Source organism: Cohnella sp. SGD-V74, assembly GCF_003001675.1.
Lineage (GTDB): Bacteria > Bacillota > Bacilli > Paenibacillales > Paenibacillaceae > Cohnella.
On the sequence record NZ_PVYW01000016.1, the window covers coordinates 44,249 to 61,579 of the forward strand.

Sequence of the window (17,331 nt, forward strand, 5' to 3'; positions counted from 1 at the left end):
GCTTAGACGGGGGCGCTGCCAATGGGCGGGTTCAACAATCGTACGGCGATTTTTCTGGCGGCGGTGTGCAGCCAGACTTATGCGCAATTCAATGATCCGAGCGGGGCGTTCGTCGTTCCCCGCCCGTTCGAGTTTGTCGGGGATATCCGCGCCAGGTCGCTGCTCGGAGTGCCCGAGAGGTTCGGCTTCGTGCTGCAGTCCGATACGCATGCGATCGTCGCCTTTCGCGGCACGAGCTCGACGTCTGACTGGGTGTCCGACGCGCTGGCGAGCCAGGTGAAATACAAATTCGCCAAAAACGCCGGGATGACGCACCGCGGCTTTACGGGCATCTACAGCTCGGCCCGGGATGGAATTCACGCCTGCCTGAAACGGATTTCTCCGGACAAAACGCTGTACGTGACGGGCCATAGCCTCGGAGGCGCGCTGGCGACGCTGTGCGCGCTCGACGCGGCGGCGGGAACGAAGTTCCGCCATCCCGTCGTTTATACGTTCGCGGCTCCCCGCGCAGGAGATCCGGCGTTCGCGAAAGCCTATGACGGCAAAATCGCGCGCAGCTTCAGAGTGCACAACGAGTTCGACGTCGTCACCCATCTGCCGCCTCTGACGCTTACGCTGCCCAAGAGCGGCAGAACGTTTTATTACAAGCACGTCCGTCATTCGGAGCAGCTCAACTTCCACAACGGTTCGGTGTCCGGCAACCATATCATCGGCAGTTATTACGCCGAATTGGCGCAGAGGGATCCGCTGTTCGCGCGGAAGCTGAGCGATTACAATCCCGGCTTCTGTCCGGGCTCTTCCGTTCCTTCTCCGTTCGCTCCTTAGTTTCGCGATCTATGGGGCTGTCTCGTAAGTAAAAAGAGGCGTACTAAACGATTATCGATGGATGGATGCCAGGTGCATCTATCTCCTTCCGATGCTATACGATCCTGAAATTTTGAACTGGTAAACCCGTGACAGGGTGATTTCAGGACCGTATGAGGCAGTCTCCAGGAGATAGATGCCCTTCTTTTTTTCATCGATAATCTGGTACGCCCTGACTTAGGAGACAGCTCCTTTTGGCGTGCGCTCAGGGCTATAACCATTAGGCGAGGCTTATCAGACCGATAGGCCTTTTCGTATTGGAATGCGTTCCCGGGCGCTCTTATAATCTACCTGTGAGTTAATTCCTATAATTCACATCAGAAAACTATATGAGGAGTGTCGGGAATGCGGACTGCAACGTGGAAAAAGGGAGTTCTCGCGCTGGCGTCGATTATGGTCGCGGCCATCGTGCTGGCGGCATGCGGAGGAAAATCGGAAGGGGCGTCGGGTACGTCGAAGAAGCTGACGATCGGAACGACGGGAGGCTTCTATCCTTACGTGTTCCAGAATACGGAGACGAACCGGCTGGAAGGCTTCGAGGTCGACGTATGGGATGCGGTCGCGGCGGAGATCGGCTATGAGATCGAGTGGCAGAAGTCGGAATTCAGCGGGCTGTTCGGCCTGTTGGATACGGGCAAGATCGATACGATCGCCAATTCGATCGCGGTGACCGACGAGCGCAAGCAGAAATATTTGTTCGGCGAGCCTTATGTGTATTCGGGAGCGCAGCTTGTCGTCAAGAAGGGCAACGACGCCATTCAATCGCTGGAGGATCTGAAAGGGAAGAAAATCGCGATTCAGATCGGCACGAACTTCGTGAACCATGTCAAAAACTTCGATACGAAAGGAGAAATCGAGATCGTCAACTACGAGTCCGCCGACGCCGGGTTCCAGGATGTCGCCTTGGGCCGGGTGGACGCCACGTTCGCGACGAAAGCTTCGGCGCTCGGAACGATCAACAAGTCGGGCTTGCCGCTGCAGCTCGGCGGGAAGCAGTTCAACGTCATCCCGGCGGCCAATCCGTTCGTGAACAACGAGTCGAACAAGAAGCTGGTCAAGGAAGTGAACGACGCGTTCGATAAGCTGCGCAAGAGCGGCAAGCTGGGCGAGCTGTCCGTGAAGTGGTTCACGGAAGACTTGACGAAGCCCGAATAATGTTCGATCTCGGTTATTTCCTGTCGTCGATTCCTTTGCTGCTCAAATTTTTGTATCTCACGGTCACGATAGCCATCTTGTCGATGGCTATCGGTCTTGTTATCGGACTCGTGCTGGAGACGCTCATTCGCAGGAATGTCGCCGTTCTGGCCGGCGCGGCGAGAGCGTACATTTCGTTTTTCCGCGCGACTCCGCTTCTGGTTCAGCTCTTCATTTTGTACTACGGCATGCCTCAGGTCATCCCCGCGATGAACGGCATGAACGCGTATACGGCGACGGTCGTCGGCATCAGCCTCAACTGCGGCGCGTATTTGGCGGAGATTATCCGCGGGGCGATCCGCGCCGTCGATGTCGGGCAATGGGAGGCCGCGCGTTCCGTAGGCATGACGCTGTGGCAGACGATGCGCAGAGTCGTGCTGCCGCAGGCGCTGTACGTCGCGGTGCCGGGCTTCGGCAACACGTTCGTCACGGTGCTGAAGGAGACGTCGCTGGGCTTCGCGCTCGGGCTGACCGAGACGATGGGACAAGCGAAGCTGATGGCCGCGGATACGTTCAAGTTTCTCGAAAGCTTCTCGGCCGCCGCCTTGCTGTACTGGGGCGCGGCGATGATATTCGGCTATATGCAAATTCTGATCGAACGTAAAATGAGCAAGCCTTATGCGAAGGAGATGTAACGATGTCCGGATTGCCGGAATTTCTGAACGATAAGCGTCAAGCGATAGAGGCGCGAAGGAACAAGCTGGAGAAGCAGGCGGAAGTGCAGCCGCAGCGGCTGTCGGCGGCCGTTCGCGTCGCGGGAAGGAGCGGAGTGCGGGAGATCCGCATCCGCGACTACCAAGTCATCAGCGACAGCCCGCCGGATTTCGCGGGATACGATCTGGGACCGAGCTCTCCCGAGCTGCAGCTCGGCGTGCTGGGAAGCTGCGTCAGCCATGTGACGCTCATTCAGGCCGCCCAGCTCGGCATCCCGCTCGATCGGGTCGATGTCGAAGTGGCCGGCCATATGCATCCTCTGGCCGGACGCCCCGGTTACGAAGACGTGCCGGTGTATTTGCACGATATCTCGTACACGCTCAGAATCGCATCGCCCGCGTCGGAGGAGCAGTTGGCCGGCTTGCACGAAGCGGTGGGGCGAGCCTGTCCGATTCTGAATCTGCTGCTCAAGCCGCAGACGATCTCAGGCAGGCTGGAGCGAGCCTAAACAAGCAGCAAACAAGTCTCAAACAAGCCGCTTGTCCCACAAGTAAGGTCGTACCGGATTATCGATGAAAAAAAGTACAACAGCCCCATTCGCACACACGAGCAAACGAAACGCTTGCTGGAGAGGCTCTTGTAACGTGAACGGAGAGCGATGTTCTAAAGAATCGGGTAACGCCTCCCGAATAGCGCTCGAACGGAGGACGATGTTCTAAAGATTCGGTTAACGCCTCCCGAATGGTGCTCAAACGGAGGATGATGTTCTAAAGATTCGGTTAACGTCTTCCGAATCGCGCACAAATGCAGGACGATGTTCTAAAGATTCGGTTAACGCCTCCCGAATGGCGCTCAAACGGAGGACGATGTTCTAAAGAATCGGTTATCGTCTCTCCAATCACGCGCTAACAAGATGGTTGCTCGAAAGAATCGCACATTGGCACACGTGTGAGGTCGCGACGAATAGCTTTTTTAGCTTGGCAAGCGGATGTGAGTCAGTTGGTCAGCCGTAGAAAAAAAGAAGGGCATCTATCTCCTGGAACATCGGAAGGAGATAGATGCCCATTACCCTGCATCCGTCGATAATCGTTCGGTACGACTCGTTTTACCTATGGGACAGCCTACTGCGTTATCTCGAGGTCTGCGCGAGAAGAAGCTCCTTGCGGATCGTCTCGACGAACTGATGCTTGAAAACCATCCCTCTCAGCACCGTGCTTCCGATAATGAAGAAAGGCGCTCCGGTAATTTTCGCCTCCTCGACGGCATGCCTGAGCGCTTCTTGGTGCGCTTCCTTGTATGCCCGGGTCTCCAGAGCTTCCCGGTAGCCGACCGGGTCCAAGCCGAGTTCTTCCGCCAGCTCCGTCAAGACGTCGATATCGCCGATATCCTTGCTCTCCAGGAAGAACGCCCGGTACATGCGCGAGTTGTACTCTTTCGCTTTGCCGTGTTCCTTCGCGTATTGATAGCCCTCGAACGCAAAATGCGTGTAAGGCTGCGGGGAGAAGGGGGGCTTCACGATCGGAATGTTCAGCAGCTTGGCGAGCGGGAACACCTTGTCTCGCCAATCGTTGGTCATGTAGGCATCCTCCGGGCGCAGCGTAGGCGTCGGATAGGGACGCAGCTCGTAGGGGAGATGCTCGACTTCGACCCCGGTTTCCGCCGCGGCTTCCTCCAGCTGGCCCTCGGCCAAAATACAGTACGGGCAGACGTAATCGGAATACACTTTAACCGTTAGCGACATGATCATTCTCCTTTGCTTGAGGTATGGAGCAGCCTTCCGAAGTGCAGCCGATGCCGGCCCATTGCGCCATCAGGCGCTCCGTTTGTTTGCGTTTTTGCCGTTCTGCATACCGGTCCGCGAGCCGCCAGCCTTGCTCGATCAGGATCGCGGCGAGCACGCCGACGATCAGCCCGTTGCTCAGCAGCGGCTTGAGCACGTCCGGCAACGCGGCGAGGCTGGCCGCAGGGATGAATAAACTTCCGACGCCGGCGAACAGAGAGAGCGCGACGACCGAGAGTTTCTTCTCGTCGTTCAGCACGGCTCCGAGCTCCTTCAGTCCGGCGGACAGCAGGTGGCTGAACGAGCCGAAAATAACGGCCAAGGCGACGGGGACGGGAATCGTCGACAGTAGTGCGGCCACGACCGGCAACAAGCCCGCCGCGATCAAGATCAGACAGCCGATGCAGACAGGCAGCCTGCGCGTCATTCCCGTCGAAGCGACGAAGCCGGCCGAGTGCGAATTGGAGACGGTTCCTACGGCCGCGAACAAGCCCGAGAGCAGCTGCGTAATGCCCATCACGAAGCCCGCTTTGGCATAATGGCCGGCCGGCTTCGCGCCTATCGCCTTTTCCATAATCGTGATCGCGGCGATCAGATTGATGAGCAGCGGCAGCGCGATGACGAGAGAAGTAAGCGCGATGCCCGTATCCCAGGCCGGCGCTCCCCAGGCGAACAGCGCCGGCCGCTCGAAGAGGCCGTTTGCGGGCGCTTCGGGCCAGCGGGTCAATCCGAACGCTTGGAACAAAACGCAGCCGAGCGCGATGCCGATCAGCACCGCGTAATGCCGCAGCCAGGAGATCCGGCTTCTGCCGAGCAGCAGCGTAACCGTCAAGACGGCCAGCGAGAGGGCGGCGACGGCGGGATCGATAACCGAGCCGCGGTATCCGACGCCCAGAATGCCTTTGACGATAGGAGAGCTGAATTGGAACACCAGCAGGAGCAAATACGTGCCGGTTACGACAGGGGTGAACAGCTTCTTGACATAGCGGATAACGTTAAAGGCGCTTAGAGCGATCATGAAGAGGCCTACGAGCAGCAGTCCGGCTTCCATCTGGCGCAGCAGCAGCGCGGAGGATTCTCCGGCGGTCAGACCTCCGGCCAGCAGGATGAAGACGCCCCACCAGGCTCCCGCCGGTCCTTCCAGAATCGGCAGCCGGTGGCCGAACAGCGATTGAAGCAGCGTGGAAATTCCGATGATCATCAGCGTTCTCTGGATGAGCTGGGCGGTTTCCGCGTCGGACAGATGGAAAGCGGCCGCCACGACGATCGGCGCGACGAGTCCGCCGGTAAGGAAGAACAGCGCCCATTGCGCGGAAGACAGCGCCGTACGCATAGTTGAGGTACCACCTCCGTAAAGATCGCAGAAAGTCAGCAAGCTGCGAAAGATATGCCCCATTATAGCCGCGCGAAGGAAGCGACATCCAATACGAAATCGATAATAAGGAGAATAAGCCGGGGGCTATGAATGAGAGTTTTGCTTTACATTCCGATAATTCCGATTTATTATATTGGATATAAAAGGTTGGAATCATTTTTCGGAGAATGGAAGTTGATCGGGGGGATGACGGTGAATATCGAAAATGTCGAGGCGTTCGTATACGTCATCCATTGCGGGAGTTTCAATAAGGCGGCCGAAGCGTTATACTTATCCCAACCATCGGTTACGGCCCGCATTCAATCGCTCGAACGCGATCTTGACTGCAGGCTGTTCGACCGGCAAGGCAAAACCGTGCGAATTACGGAGGAAGGCAAGAGATTCCTGCCCTATGCCCAACAGCTTCTGCTGACCTATCAGAAAGGCAAGCTGCACGTTAATCGGAAGAGGTCGCTTCCGGAGGAGATCAAGATCGGCTGCACGGTCACTGTGTCGAACTACGTCGTTCCCGAGCTGCTTCCGCGGCTGGCGCATCTTTTTCCGAACACCCACTACAAGTTCGTGACGGGGACGACAGACGAGATCGTAGGCAAAGTTCTGAACAAGGAAGTCGATATCGGATTCGTTCGCGGAGTGAACCATCCGAACTTGCATTCCGTGAAATTTTACGAGGACCCGATTTCCCTGTACGTCTACGAGGGACATCCGTTCATCGAGCTCGAACGCCTGTCGGTGGCGCAGATCGCGCAGCAACCGATCGTTTTTTTCGAGTGCGGGGCGCTTGACTGGCTGAGGGTTCATCGCATTTTCGAGAACCTCGACCACCCTCCGAACATCCGCATCCAGACGGACAATTCGGAGATGGCCAAGAAGCTTGTCCTCAGCAAGGCGGGCATCTCGTTCCTGCCGGGTCTGAGCGTGAAGCAGGAAGTTGCGGCGGGCAGGCTCGTTCCGATCCGGGTGCCGGGGACGGACGGCATCGCCTTGCAGACGAACGTCATCTCCAATCCGGGAGAGCACGGGCAGTTTCTAAGCGAAATTATCGCGATCGGCAAACTATTAAACGTTCAATAGGAGGAGAAGAGCATGAGTCAAATCGTCATCATTTCCGGCAGTCCGACGCCGGGGTCCCGTCTGAACGGGCTTATTCAACGGGTGGAGAGCAACTGGAAGGAGAAAGGCTTCGAGGTCGGCCACATCCGCGTCGCGGAGCTGCCTGCCGAGGCGCTGCTTCACGCGAATTTCAAGGACGAGGCGATCTTGGCCGCGCTCGCGCAGGTGGAAGCCGCCGACGCCGTCGTTATCGCCAGCCCTGTCTATAAGGCATCGTATACGGGCATTCTGAAAGCGTTCCTCGACTTGCTTCCGCAGACGGGACTGAAAGGCAAAATCACGCTTCCTCTGTTTATCGGCGGCACGATCGCGCATCTGCTCAGCCTGGATTACGCGCTGAAGCCGGTATTGTCGGTGCTCGGCAGCCGCAATATTCTGGGCGGCGTGTTCGCCATCGACCAGTGGGTGCAGCGTCTGGAGGGCGGCGGCTTCGAGCTGTCCGAGGAGTTGGCTGAACGCCTGGACCGCGCCTCGGAAGAGCTGGCCGAAGAACTGGTCTGGCTCGGCGCTCGGGCGAAGGGCACCGGCGTTAACGCATAGGTTTTGTCCTTAAAAGGGGGCTGTTCCGAGACGGAGCAGCCCCTTGTTTGTATGCGCGCTGCGGGGAGGATGGGGCGGCTGCAATGTTGTCAGGTTAAGCAATTATAGCCCCCAACTGCCCCGAGGTATGTACCGTCAAGGCACTTTATTGGCCTCGGGACCTCTCCATCGGTTTCGGGCGCATACCGCCAAGGCACTTTATTGGCCTCGGGCCTCCCCGCCGGTTCCGGCCGCATACCGCCAAGGCACTTTATTGGCCTCGGGCCTCCCGGCGCTTAACCTGACCACATTGGGGGCGGCTGGGGGAGACCAAAAGATGCATTACCCATGCATCAAACCTTACATGACAACCTAGGGATCAAACCATAATCCAATATTGTGATTGGGTCTCATATTTTTCCATGCCAATCTCTTCGCAGTAAGCAAAAAAAATCAGAGTAGGAACAGGAGACGCGATTTTCCACAAAATTGGATATTCATTTATCTTTACCTAACGCAGTATGACGCGCTGATTCTCTTCGACAAGCTTGACTCGATCCGTCTTCTGTCTCCCTCGGGATTTCCGCGACGGGACCCGATTCAAAGCTGCCAGAAATTGCTGCCAGCTATGATAGAAATAGGCCCGCAGCAGCTTCAAAACCTCCCACTGACTCTTGGTGGTTTGCAAGCTGAGTTTAACCAAAAGGCTGACTGCATAAGCGATCAGCGACAGAAACACGTGGTTCCAAACCGCTTCTTGTTCGAAGCTGCTGAGCTTAACCAACTTCAGATGTTGTTTCACCCATTTGAAAAACAACTCGATTAGCCAACGGTTCTTATAGATCTCGGCAATCTCCAAGGCCGTTAGATCCCACCGGTTCGTCACCACGCGATATCGAAGTCCTTTAAGGTCCTCAAATTCGACGAGTCGCAGCTGGGCCGTTGACTTTCGCATCGTCACATCGACATCCTGCAGGATTCGAACGGAACCAGAGGATGGGATCTCACGTGCGGTACCTGCCACCGGAAAGAGTTGAAGACAATCTCGGACGCGTGTGACAAATCGAATGTTGTCTGTTACCAGTTGTTCGAAGTGCGCGCGTTTTTCGTATCCCCGATCCATGACATAGGTGGCTTCCCGATCGACCGCCAGTTCAAGGGTCAGATTCGATTCTTGGACGTTGGCCGTCGTTCCTATCACTCGGTCAGGGAAGGTGGTGTAGGGATCGGCGACAATCAGACGAACATGGAGCCGCACGGCAGTCTTGCGTGAGCCGCACCGTGCCCATCTGCCCAAGTAGTGAGGCATACTGATGTCTGTTGCATCGACGAGATGAAGTCGACCGATCGCGTCGGAGATCCCTTTACCGGACCGGGTTAGCGTATCGATTCGAGCGACCAAATCATAGAACAACTGTTGCAAGCTCTGCGTACACAAGGTCTTGGTCTTTCGGGACAGTTGGGCGCTGCTAATCGAATCCAACCCAACGGCTTTGCGTAGCGCAGGGTGTGCCTGAAGTTGTTCCGAGATGACATCGTAGGACTGAAGCTGCATCAACTGGGCAATGACGTGAAGTTCGATGGCACTCCCGGTAAAGAGCTTTTTAGAACGATGATCGTCAAAGGGAGAACGGTAACCTGACACATGAAGTACGTTTAGGCATTGACAAATGACGCTCACTTTTTTATTGTTATCCATGTGGGGCTCCTTTTTTGGAGAAATGATGGATAACGCGTCATTTCTACAATAAAGGAGCTTTATTGTGTTTAACTACGAAAAAGCATTCACAATATTCCTAATATAGGAAATTATGAGAAGTATTTTTTCGTGTTAGGTTTGATGCATGGCTAGTGCAAAAGATGGCCTCGGAGTCGCGCCCCCGGTTACGTCAAGGCCAAATGGTGGTCTTGCCTGCCGCCCATTTGTCCCCATCGCCGCCCCCGTTCACTCCTTGTTCACTCCCCTGTTCAAAGCCTCGAAAAACCCCGCCAAACCGCGCCCCGTAAGGTCGTATCGGAGATTTGAATCGACCTATAGAAGATCTCTATTATCGAATCCATTGACGACAAAATAGGTCAGGTGCTATTGTTAATTCCAACAATAATTCTTACTTATCCAGTAGGAATTATAAGTTTAACATGATTCGACAAAAAGAAAAGCGGAGGGACTCATCGCTATGAAAAAAACCAGCCTTGCCATCGTCATTCTTACGCTATCGCTTACGCTAGCCGCCTGCGGCGCGAAAAACAACAACTCGGCCAACTCATCATCGCCCTCGCCGGAAGCTTCGGCTTCGAGCCCGGCGGCCAGCGAATCGGCAAGCGCACAGGCTGAGCCCGTGAAGGTCACGAAAATCATCGTCGGTACCGGCACGCAGTTTCCGAAAGTGTGCTTCATCGACGAGAACGGCAAGCTGACCGGTTTCGACGTCGAGCTCGTACGGGAGATCGACAATCGTCTGGCGCAATACGAGTTCGAGTTCCAGACCCAGGAGTTCAAGAGTCTGCTGCTCAGCCTCGAAACGAAAAAAATCGACTTTGTCGCCCACGAGATGGAGAAGAACCCCGAGCGCGAAGAGAAGTACCTGTTCAACCAAGAGCCGTACGCGCACTGGAGAAACAAAATCGTCGTCGCCAAGGACAACGACTCCGTGCAATCGCTTGACGACCTGAAAGGCAAGAAGGTGCTGGTAGGCGCGACGAGCGCTCAAGCGCAAATTATCGAGAATTACAACAAAGAGAACGGCAACGCCATCAAAGTGGTATACAGCAGCGGAGGCGCCAACGACACCGTCGACCAGATCGTTACCGGACGTGTGGACGCCACGCTCGCCGCAGACTTCGCGCTGTCGCTCATCGATCCCGAAAGCAAGCTCAAAACGACCGGACCGGCGCTCTCCGAAGCGGACATTTTGTTCATGTTCCGCAAAAACGACGAGGAAGCGCAGAAGCTGTCCGACGCCATCGACGGCGCCATCAAGGAACTGAAGGCGGACGGAACGCTGGGCAAGCTGAGCACGGAATGGCTGGGCGGAGACTTTACCGCGGAGGAATAGATCCGCTCGCAGAAATCAACGGCTAGAGGTGAATCCGCAACATGGGGGCCAAATTCGACATCAGGTACGTGTTCGAATATTTCGTGAAGCTGCTGCCTTACATTCAAATCTCGTTATTCATCGTAGCCTCATCGATTGTGCTGGGCCTGGTGTTCGGCCTGCTCGCCGCGATTCCCCGGCTGTATCGCGTTCCCGTGCTGCAGAGGCTGTCCCAGGTTTACGCTTCCTTTTTCCGGGGGACGCCGATTCTGATCCAGTTGTTCCTGTTCTACTACGGGCTTCCCGAGGTGCTGAAGCTGATTCATATCGACGTGACGAGGTTCCCCGTTCTCGTATTCGTCATTCTCGTCTACGGTCTGCACAGCGGCGCTTACGTCTCCGAAGGCATTCGGGCGGCGGTGACCGCGGTGGACCGGGGACAGGTGGAAGCGGCGTACGCGGTCGGGATGAGCGGCTTCAAAGCGTTCACCCGGATCGTGTTCCCGCAGGCGCTGGCGATCGCGGTGCCGATTCTCGCGAATCTCGTCATCGCCACACTGAAGGACACCTCGCTGGCCTTTACGCTCGGCGTCATGGAGCTGACGGGGAAGGCGCAGACGCTGCCGACGATGTCACGGCATTTTATCGAATCGTACATTGCGTTGGCTGCAATCTACTTTATCGTTAGCGTTGTTCTGGAAAGGCTGTTCCTGCTTGTCGAGCGCCGCATGCTGAAGCACGAGCGCGAAACCGGCAATGCGGACAGGGTCCCCCTCGGGAAAAAATGGCTGAAAAAGCGCACGAACGCCGGACTCGCGCTGAGCAAGGGAGGTACCCGGGCATGAAGCTGGATTTCTCGTTCATCTGGACGGCGTGCGTCGGCTTGCTGCCCGCCGTTCCGACAACGCTTAAGATCACGGTCGTCTCGGTGCTGTGCGGCTTGGCGATCGGAACGTTCGTTGCCCTGTGCCGCATGTACCGGGTGCCGGTGCTGCACCGGATCGCGGCAGCTTACGTCACGGTCATCCGCGGCACGCCGATGCTGACGCATCTACTGATTTTGTACGTCTCGATTCCCCTTGTCGTAGACGGGCTGGCGGATCGATTCGATTGGTCGTTTCGATCGGCGCAAATTCCGATGATCGGTTTCGCTTACCTGTCTTTCTCCATTACGGCGGGCGCTTATTTGTCGGAAGTCGTTCGCTCGGGCTTGCTGGCGGTGAACAAAGGTCAGATGGAGGCCGCCCATGCGGTCGGGATGACGACCGTTCAGGGGCTGCGCCGGATCGTGTTTCCTCAAGCGTTCGCAGCCGCACTGCCGAACCTTACCAACAGCCTGATCGGCATGCTGCACGGTTCCACGCTCGCCTTCACCGTGTCCGTCGTCGACATCAACGCTCAGGCGGAGATTCTGGCGACGACGAACTGGAAGTTTTTCGAAGCGTACTTGGCGGCCGCTCTCTTATTCTGGGGGATGACCGTTCTGATCGAGAGGCTGTCGGCGCTGCTCGAGAGAAGAGTTACCCGATACAATCGCGGAGGTGTCGCATGATCAGGTTGCAAGGCATTCGCAAGGCGTTCGGCAAAAACGAAGTGCTCAAAGGCATCGATCTAACCGTGGACAAAGGCGAGGTCGTCGCGATCCTCGGCCCGAGCGGCTCGGGCAAGACGACGCTGCTTCGCTGCATCAACTATTTGGAGAAGCCGAGCGACGGGGAGATCTCGATCGACGAATTCGCCGTCAACTGCCGGAAACCCGCCAAGAAGGACATTCACGCGCTAAGGCGCAAAACCGCAATGGTATTTCAGCAGTACAACCTGTTCCGTCACAAAACCGCGCTGGAGAACGTGATGGAAGGGCTCGTCGTTGTCAAAAAGCTGCCGAAGGCAGAGGCGCGCCAGAAAAGCGTCGAACTGCTGGAGAAGGTCGGACTCGGCGACAAGCTGGACGCGTATCCGAGCCAGCTGTCCGGCGGGCAGCAGCAGCGCGTCGGCATCGCCCGGGCGTTGGCGCTGAACCCCGAAGTCATTTTGTTCGACGAACCGACTTCGGCTCTCGATCCGGAACTGGTCGGAGAAGTGCTTGCCGTCATCCGCAAAATCGCCAAGGAAGGCATCACGATGATCATCGTCACCCACGAGATGAGCTTCGCCCAAGAGGTGGCGAACCATATCGTATTCATGGAAGGCGGGGCCGTCGTCGAAGAAGGGCCGCCGAAGACGATTTTCCAATCGCCGAAGGAAGAGCGGACGCGGCAGTTTCTGGCGAGGTTTACTTCGGACAGCGCGTATTCGATCTAAAGAGCGGATAGGAGAGAGATAGATGACGCTTAAACTCGGTATACTGGATCAAAGCATCGTATTTCCCGGGCAGACGCCTTCCGAGGCGCTGGCCAATACGATCCGCCTGGCGCAAATCGCGGAAGAGCTCGGCTTCGAGCGGTTCTGGGTGTCCGAGCACCACGATTCCTCGCAGATGGCGGGAGCTTCTCCGGAAGTGCTCATCTCGCATCTGCTGGCCCGCACGGACAAGATCCGCATCGGTTCCGGCGGCGTGATGCTGCAGCATTACAGTCCTTACAAGGTGGCGGAAAACTTTAACGTGCTCGCCTCGCTGGCCCCGGGAAGGGTCGATCTCGGCATCGGGCGCGCTCCCGGAGGGCTGCCGCGCTCGACGAAGGCGCTGCAGAAAGGCGTCGCCGAGCCGGAGTCGCTGGAGGAGAAGCTGTCCCAGCTTGAACAATATTTGCGCGGTCCGGTCGCCGAAGACGAGCCGCTGGCCGGATTGCAGGCGAATCCTCTGCCCGAGCAGCCGGCCGATGTGTACTTGCTCGGAACGAGCGTGTCCAGCGCCAAGCTGGCTGCGGAGCGAGGCTATCCTTACGCGTTCGCGCTCTTCATCAACAACGACCCGGCCGCCGCGCGCGAAGCGTTCGACGTGTACCGCAGCAGCTTTAACCGGGAGAAGGGCGGCCAGCCCCGCACGCTGCTCGGCCTCTCCGTCATCGCGGCCGATACGGAAGAAGAGGCGGCGGAGCTCGCCGGCCAATTCAAGAGCGTCCGCGTGACGCTGGCCAGCGGCAAAACCGTCAACGTAGGCTCGCTGGAGCAGGCCGAGGAATTTGCGCGGCAGGCCGGCGAGACGTATACGGCGGATGTTCGCGACGCCGACATCACGAAAGGCACGAAAGAGACGGTGCGCCGCAGGCTGCTGGAGCTCCAGATGAGCTACGGAGCGGACGAATTGATCTTCACGACGATCATCCCCGATTTCGAGAAGCGGGTGCGTTCGTTCCGGCTGCTGAAGGAGGCGTTCGAGGAGCAGCCCGTCTAAGGCCGGGCGCCCCGGTTTCGTGCTAACATGGGAGCAAGGAGGGATTGATACGATGAGTACATTCGCGGCCGAGCCGCTATTCGAACAATTAGTCGCCATCCGGCGTCAACTGCATGCCCATCCGGAATTGTCCCATGAAGAATTCGAGACGACCGCGTCGATCCGCGGGTGGCTGAGCGAAGCCGGCATCCGCATCGCGGACTACCCGCTGCGTACCGGCGTCGTCGCCGAAGTCGGACGGGGAGGCCCGATCGTTGCGATCCGGGCCGATATCGACGCGCTGCCTGTGCAGGAGGAGACGGGGCTGCCGTTCGCTTCCCGCATTCCCGGCAAAATGCACGCCTGCGGGCATGATTTCCATACGGCCGCCGTTCTGGGCGCCGCCCTGCTGTTGAAGCAGCGGGAAGCCGAGCTGAAGGGGACGGTTCGTTTCCTGTTCCAGCCTGCGGAGGAGAAGGCGAAGGGCGCATCGCAAGTGATCGCGAGCGGCGCGCTGGAGGGCGTGAGCGCGATTTTCGGCCTGCATAACAAGCCGGATCTGCCGGTTGGCACGATCGGCATCAAAGCCGGGCCGCTCATGGCCGCCGCAGACGGTTTCATCGTCGAGGTGAAAGGGCTCGGAACGCACGCCGCCGTGCCGGAGGCGGGCATCGACCCGATCGTCGCCTCCGCGCATATCATTACCGCGCTGCAATCGATCGTCAGCCGCAACGTCGGCGCGCTGGGCGGCGCCGTCGTCAGCGTGACGCGGCTGAACAGCGGCACCGCCTGGAATGTTATCGCCGACCAGGCCGTGTTCGACGGCACCTTGCGCACGTTCGACGAGAAGGTGCGGACGAAAGTGCGCGAGCGCTTCGAGCAGATCGTTACCGGCGTCGGCGCGGCGCTGGGCGCGGAGGCGACGGTCCGCTGGCTCGACGGCCCGCCGGCCGTCGTCAACGATCCGGTGTGGGCCGAACAGTCGGCCGCGACGGCCAAGGCGCTCGGCTTGCAGGTTGTGGAGCCGACTCCTTCGCCGGCGGGGGAGGATTTCTCCTTCTACTTGCGGCAAGTGCCGGGCAGCTTCTTTTTCCTCGGCGCTTCGGGACCGCAGGAATGGCACCACCCGGCCTTCGATGTCGACGAGCGCGCGCTGCCGATCGGGGCGTCTTTCTTCGCCTCTCTCGCCGTCGATGCCCTCGTCCGATTGTCGGAGTAAAGGGGGGAGCCGCCATGCGCAAACTTTACGACGTCATTATCGCCGGCGCCGGGTCGATGGGGATGAGCGCGGGCTACGAGCTGGCGCGCCGGGGACTCAAGACGCTGCTTATCGACGCCTTCGATCCGCCGCATGGGCAAGGCAGCCATCACGGCGACACCCGGCTCATCCGGCACGTGTACAGCGGCGGACCGGATTACGTGAAGCTTGCCCTGCGGGCCGACGAGCTGTGGCAGGAACTGGAGGACGCCTCCGGGGAAAAGCTGCTGGACAGAACGGGCGTGCTTAACTTGTTCGATCCTTCCGCCTATTCCTACGGGGACCGATTTCAGTATTCGGCCGACCTGGGCGTTCCGTTCGAGGATCTGAGCGCGGAGCAGGTGCGCGAACGCTGGCCGGCCGTTCGTCTGCCCGATGCCTACCGGGCGATGTATGAGCCGGAAGCGGGGCTGCTGTACAGCGACAAGTGCGTGGCCGCCTTCCGCAAGCTGGCGCTGCAGGCCGGCGCGAAGCTGCTGACGAACGCCTTCGTGACGCGCATCGAGCCGGCGGCCTCGTTCGTGACCGTGCATACGGACAGAGGCGAATATATCGCGGGCAAAGTGATCGTCAGCGCGGGAGCTTGGTTTAAGACGCTGGAGCCGTTCGTCCGCCTGCCGATCCGCGCCGTGCGCAAAGTCGTCGGCTGGTTCGAGCCGAAGACGAATGCTTACGACGCCGACCGGTTTCCCGGATTTACGTTCGGAGACGGGACGGGAGGCTACTACGGTTTTCCGAGCGTCGGGGGCGCCGGCGTCAAGATTGGGCGGCACGACTTGGGCTGCGAGTGGAAGCCCGGGGAGGAGCTTGCGCCATTCGGGGCGTACCCGGAGGACGAGGGGGATTTGCGGAAGGCGCTGAATGCGTTCCTGCCGGGCGCGGCGGGCAAGCTGCTCCGCGGCTCCGCGTGCAAATACGAGCTTACGCCGGACGAACATTTCATTATCGACAAGCATCCGGAGCATTCGAACGTGCTGCTTGCGGGCGGATTTTCCGGACACGGCTTCAAATTTTCCAGCGCCGTCGGCGAGCTTCTCGCCAATCAAATCGAGCTGGGCAGATGGGGGCAGGAGATCGGAAGATTTTCCGCGACGCGGTTCTTATCTCCTGGCCAAACCTGATCCATCATTTCAAAGGAGGCGTATCCATCCATGAGTCAAACTCCAGTATCCATCGAAAATTATGTTCGGACTCACGATCTTTTGCAGGAAGCCATAGCCGGCTTGTCCGACGAGCAGCTCGTCTGGAAGGCGTCCGAGAAGTCGTGGAGCGTGACGGAGGTGCTGACGCATTTGGCCGATCATAACCTGATCGTTTCCTTCCGCCTTCGCGAAGTGCTGGCCGGTTCGGAAGCTCGCCTTCCGGCGTTTTCCCAGGACGAATGGGTGGCCGGGCAGCGGGCGAACGGGGGGAGGGCGGCGGACGCGCTGGACGTATTCCGGGCGCTGCTTCTCTACAACAGCTTGCTGTTCCGGCGGTTGTCTCCCGAGGATTGGAACAAATCCGGCGTGAACTTCAAGGGGCAGACGGTGACGGTCGCAGGCATCGCGCAGGCGTTCATCGACCACGTCCATCACCATCTCGGACAGATCGAACGAATCAAGCAGGGGGAGAAAAGCTCCCGGGAGTCGAGCGGCGCGTTCTGAAGACGGGAAGTCGAGCCATTTTTACGCAGAAAGCGGGTGGAAAAAATGCCGAGCGGCCAAGTGATCGTTCGACATGCAGAGGAGCGGGACCGCGAAGCGGTTCTGAACGTGCTCCTCGAGGCGTACAGCCAGTACGAAGCTGCGCTGTCGCCCGAAAGGTGGACGCAGTACAAGGAAAGCATCGTGGAAGCCGTCGACGCCCCCACGACGAAAGCGAGGCTGGTGGCCGAGCTGGACGGCAAGCTTGTCGGCAGCGTGTTTATTTACGACTCGTCGGAAACCGCCTACGGTTCGCCGCAGCTCGAAATCCATAATCCGATCATTCGGCTGTTGGGCGTTCTTCCGGGCGCTCGCGGCAACGGAATCGCCACAGAGCTGATCCGCGGGAGCGTCCGGCTCATTAAGGAATGGGGAGCGGATACGCTGCATCTGCACACGTCTGACATGATGGATTCGGCGGTCAGGCTGTACGAACGGCTCGGCTTCGAGCGGGCGCTCGACAAGGAATTCCAAAGCGGCACGGTGCTGGTCAAAAGCTATCGTCTGAAGCTGTCGGACACGGCGCTTCTGAACGTATAAG

18 protein-coding genes are annotated in these 17,331 nt (G+C 58.3%); 15 read left to right on the forward strand and 3 right to left on the reverse strand.

Annotated features, from left to right (window positions below):
- The first annotated feature begins 21 nt into the window (after window positions 1–21).
- The 4 genes from B0G52_RS22675 to B0G52_RS22690 all read left to right on the forward strand — a co-directional run bounded on the left by B0G52_RS22675 (window position 22) and on the right by B0G52_RS22690 (window position 3,220).
- Window positions 22–825, forward strand: coding sequence for a lipase family protein (locus B0G52_RS22675; protein WP_094047684.1), 804 nt, complete (start codon window positions 22–24; stop codon window positions 823–825).
- Window positions 826–1,209: 384 nt separating this feature from the next.
- Window positions 1,210–2,019 (forward strand): amino acid ABC transporter substrate-binding protein, encoded by an 810-nt coding sequence (locus tag B0G52_RS22680; RefSeq protein ID WP_094047685.1) that lies wholly within the window; start codon window positions 1,210–1,212, stop codon window positions 2,017–2,019.
- Window positions 2,019–2,693 carry an amino acid ABC transporter permease gene (locus B0G52_RS22685; RefSeq protein ID WP_094047686.1) on the forward strand — a complete coding sequence of 225 codons (675 nt, stop codon included), beginning with the start codon at window positions 2,019–2,021 and terminating at the stop codon, window positions 2,691–2,693. Before B0G52_RS22680 ends, B0G52_RS22685 begins: the two co-directional genes overlap by 1 nt.
- A gap of 2 nt (window positions 2,694–2,695) precedes the next feature.
- Window positions 2,696–3,220 (forward strand): OsmC family protein, encoded by a 525-nt coding sequence (locus tag B0G52_RS22690; protein ID WP_094047687.1) that lies wholly within the window; start codon window positions 2,696–2,698, stop codon window positions 3,218–3,220.
- A 621-nt stretch (window positions 3,221–3,841) separates the two neighbouring features.
- On the opposite strand, the gene B0G52_RS22695 is transcribed toward B0G52_RS22690, so the two are convergent.
- Window positions 3,842–4,453 (reverse strand): DsbA family oxidoreductase, encoded by a 612-nt coding sequence (locus B0G52_RS22695; RefSeq protein WP_094047688.1) that lies wholly within the window; start codon window positions 4,451–4,453, stop codon window positions 3,842–3,844.
- The gene (locus B0G52_RS22700) at window positions 4,437–5,825 is read right to left on the reverse strand and encodes a purine/pyrimidine permease (protein ID WP_158223828.1); all 1,389 of its coding nucleotides are present in this window, start codon (window positions 5,823–5,825) and stop codon (window positions 4,437–4,439) included. Before B0G52_RS22700 ends, B0G52_RS22695 begins: the two co-directional genes overlap by 17 nt.
- A 228-nt stretch (window positions 5,826–6,053) precedes the next feature.
- On the opposite strand from B0G52_RS22700, the gene B0G52_RS22705 reads away from it, so the two are divergent.
- Together B0G52_RS22705 and ssuE are read left to right on the forward strand one after the other, a co-directional pair.
- Window positions 6,054–6,941 (forward strand): LysR family transcriptional regulator, encoded by an 888-nt coding sequence (locus tag B0G52_RS22705; RefSeq protein WP_369827115.1) that lies wholly within the window; start codon window positions 6,054–6,056, stop codon window positions 6,939–6,941.
- A 12-nt stretch (window positions 6,942–6,953) separates the two neighbouring features.
- Window positions 6,954–7,520 carry an NADPH-dependent FMN reductase gene (gene ssuE / locus B0G52_RS22710; RefSeq protein ID WP_094047690.1) on the forward strand — a complete coding sequence of 189 codons (567 nt, stop codon included), beginning with the start codon at window positions 6,954–6,956 and terminating at the stop codon, window positions 7,518–7,520.
- 490 nt (window positions 7,521–8,010) lie between these two features.
- Here the strand turns inward: ssuE and B0G52_RS22715 are convergent, their stop codons facing one another.
- A complete protein-coding gene (locus tag B0G52_RS22715; protein ID WP_094047691.1) occupies window positions 8,011–9,198 on the reverse strand; it encodes an IS4 family transposase in 1,188 nt (395 codons plus the stop codon).
- Between the two features lie 478 nt (window positions 9,199–9,676).
- Here B0G52_RS22715 and B0G52_RS22720 point away from each other — a divergent pair, with 478 nt between their 5' ends.
- From B0G52_RS22720 to B0G52_RS22760, 9 genes are read left to right on the forward strand one after another with little or no spacing between them, the layout of a single operon-like run.
- Window positions 9,677–10,555: a transporter substrate-binding domain-containing protein gene (locus tag B0G52_RS22720; protein ID WP_094047692.1), complete on the forward strand. Its 879-nt coding sequence runs from the start codon at window positions 9,677–9,679 to the stop codon at window positions 10,553–10,555.
- A gap of 41 nt (window positions 10,556–10,596) precedes the next feature.
- Window positions 10,597–11,379 (forward strand): amino acid ABC transporter permease, encoded by a 783-nt coding sequence (locus B0G52_RS22725; RefSeq protein ID WP_094047693.1) that lies wholly within the window; start codon window positions 10,597–10,599, stop codon window positions 11,377–11,379.
- Window positions 11,376–12,086: an amino acid ABC transporter permease gene (locus B0G52_RS22730; protein ID WP_094047694.1), complete on the forward strand. Its 711-nt coding sequence runs from the start codon at window positions 11,376–11,378 to the stop codon at window positions 12,084–12,086. The genes B0G52_RS22725 and B0G52_RS22730 overlap by 4 nt, the downstream gene beginning before the upstream one ends.
- A complete protein-coding gene (locus B0G52_RS22735) occupies window positions 12,083–12,835 on the forward strand; it encodes an amino acid ABC transporter ATP-binding protein (protein ID WP_094047695.1) in 753 nt (250 codons plus the stop codon). The genes B0G52_RS22730 and B0G52_RS22735 overlap by 4 nt, the downstream gene beginning before the upstream one ends.
- A 22-nt stretch (window positions 12,836–12,857) precedes the next feature.
- Entirely contained in the window at window positions 12,858–13,868 is a 1,011-nt protein-coding gene (locus B0G52_RS22740; protein ID WP_094047696.1) for an LLM class flavin-dependent oxidoreductase, read from the forward strand.
- Window positions 13,869–13,920: 52 nt separating this feature from the next.
- Window positions 13,921–15,066, forward strand: a complete 1,146-nt coding sequence (locus B0G52_RS22745; RefSeq protein ID WP_094047697.1) for an amidohydrolase — start codon at window positions 13,921–13,923, stop codon at window positions 15,064–15,066.
- Window positions 15,067–15,080: 14 nt separating this feature from the next.
- Window positions 15,081–16,226, forward strand: a complete 1,146-nt coding sequence (gene solA / locus B0G52_RS22750) for an N-methyl-L-tryptophan oxidase (protein ID WP_094047698.1) — start codon at window positions 15,081–15,083, stop codon at window positions 16,224–16,226.
- A 30-nt stretch (window positions 16,227–16,256) separates the two neighbouring features.
- The gene (locus B0G52_RS22755; protein ID WP_094047699.1) at window positions 16,257–16,751 is read left to right on the forward strand and encodes a DinB family protein; all 495 of its coding nucleotides are present in this window, start codon (window positions 16,257–16,259) and stop codon (window positions 16,749–16,751) included.
- 45 nt (window positions 16,752–16,796) lie between these two features.
- Complete coding sequence (locus B0G52_RS22760) at window positions 16,797–17,330, forward strand: GNAT family N-acetyltransferase (protein WP_094047700.1); 534 nt, start codon at window positions 16,797–16,799, stop codon at window positions 17,328–17,330.
- Window position 17,331 lies beyond the last annotated feature (1 nt).

What these genes read in the sequence shown, in the direction of transcription:
- B0G52_RS22675 (WP_094047684.1), top strand. Translation starts at nt 22, where the DNA reads ATGGGCGGGTTCAACAATCGTACGGCGATTTTTCTGGCGGCGGTGTGC.
- B0G52_RS22680 (WP_094047685.1), top strand. Translation starts at nt 1,210, where the DNA reads ATGCGGACTGCAACGTGGAAAAAGGGAGTTCTCGCGCTGGCGTCGATT.
- B0G52_RS22685 (WP_094047686.1), top strand. Translation starts at nt 2,019, where the DNA reads ATGTTCGATCTCGGTTATTTCCTGTCGTCGATTCCTTTGCTGCTCAAA.
- B0G52_RS22690 (WP_094047687.1), top strand. Translation starts at nt 2,696, where the DNA reads ATGTCCGGATTGCCGGAATTTCTGAACGATAAGCGTCAAGCGATAGAG.
- B0G52_RS22695 (WP_094047688.1), bottom strand. Translation starts at nt 4,453, where the DNA reads ATGTCGCTAACGGTTAAAGTGTATTCCGATTACGTCTGCCCGTACTGT.
- B0G52_RS22700 (WP_158223828.1), bottom strand. Translation starts at nt 5,825, where the DNA reads ATGCGTACGGCGCTGTCTTCCGCGCAATGGGCGCTGTTCTTCCTTACC.
- B0G52_RS22705 (WP_369827115.1), top strand. Translation starts at nt 6,054, where the DNA reads ATGACGGTGAATATCGAAAATGTCGAGGCGTTCGTATACGTCATCCAT.
- ssuE (WP_094047690.1), top strand. Translation starts at nt 6,954, where the DNA reads ATGAGTCAAATCGTCATCATTTCCGGCAGTCCGACGCCGGGGTCCCGT.
- B0G52_RS22715 (WP_094047691.1), bottom strand. Translation starts at nt 9,198, where the DNA reads ATGGATAACAATAAAAAAGTGAGCGTCATTTGTCAATGCCTAAACGTA.
- B0G52_RS22720 (WP_094047692.1), top strand. Translation starts at nt 9,677, where the DNA reads ATGAAAAAAACCAGCCTTGCCATCGTCATTCTTACGCTATCGCTTACG.
- B0G52_RS22725 (WP_094047693.1), top strand. Translation starts at nt 10,597, where the DNA reads ATGGGGGCCAAATTCGACATCAGGTACGTGTTCGAATATTTCGTGAAG.
- B0G52_RS22730 (WP_094047694.1), top strand. Translation starts at nt 11,376, where the DNA reads ATGAAGCTGGATTTCTCGTTCATCTGGACGGCGTGCGTCGGCTTGCTG.
- B0G52_RS22735 (WP_094047695.1), top strand. Translation starts at nt 12,083, where the DNA reads ATGATCAGGTTGCAAGGCATTCGCAAGGCGTTCGGCAAAAACGAAGTG.
- B0G52_RS22740 (WP_094047696.1), top strand. Translation starts at nt 12,858, where the DNA reads ATGACGCTTAAACTCGGTATACTGGATCAAAGCATCGTATTTCCCGGG.
- B0G52_RS22745 (WP_094047697.1), top strand. Translation starts at nt 13,921, where the DNA reads ATGAGTACATTCGCGGCCGAGCCGCTATTCGAACAATTAGTCGCCATC.
- solA (WP_094047698.1), top strand. Translation starts at nt 15,081, where the DNA reads ATGCGCAAACTTTACGACGTCATTATCGCCGGCGCCGGGTCGATGGGG.
- B0G52_RS22755 (WP_094047699.1), top strand. Translation starts at nt 16,257, where the DNA reads ATGAGTCAAACTCCAGTATCCATCGAAAATTATGTTCGGACTCACGAT.
- B0G52_RS22760 (WP_094047700.1), top strand. Translation starts at nt 16,797, where the DNA reads ATGCCGAGCGGCCAAGTGATCGTTCGACATGCAGAGGAGCGGGACCGC.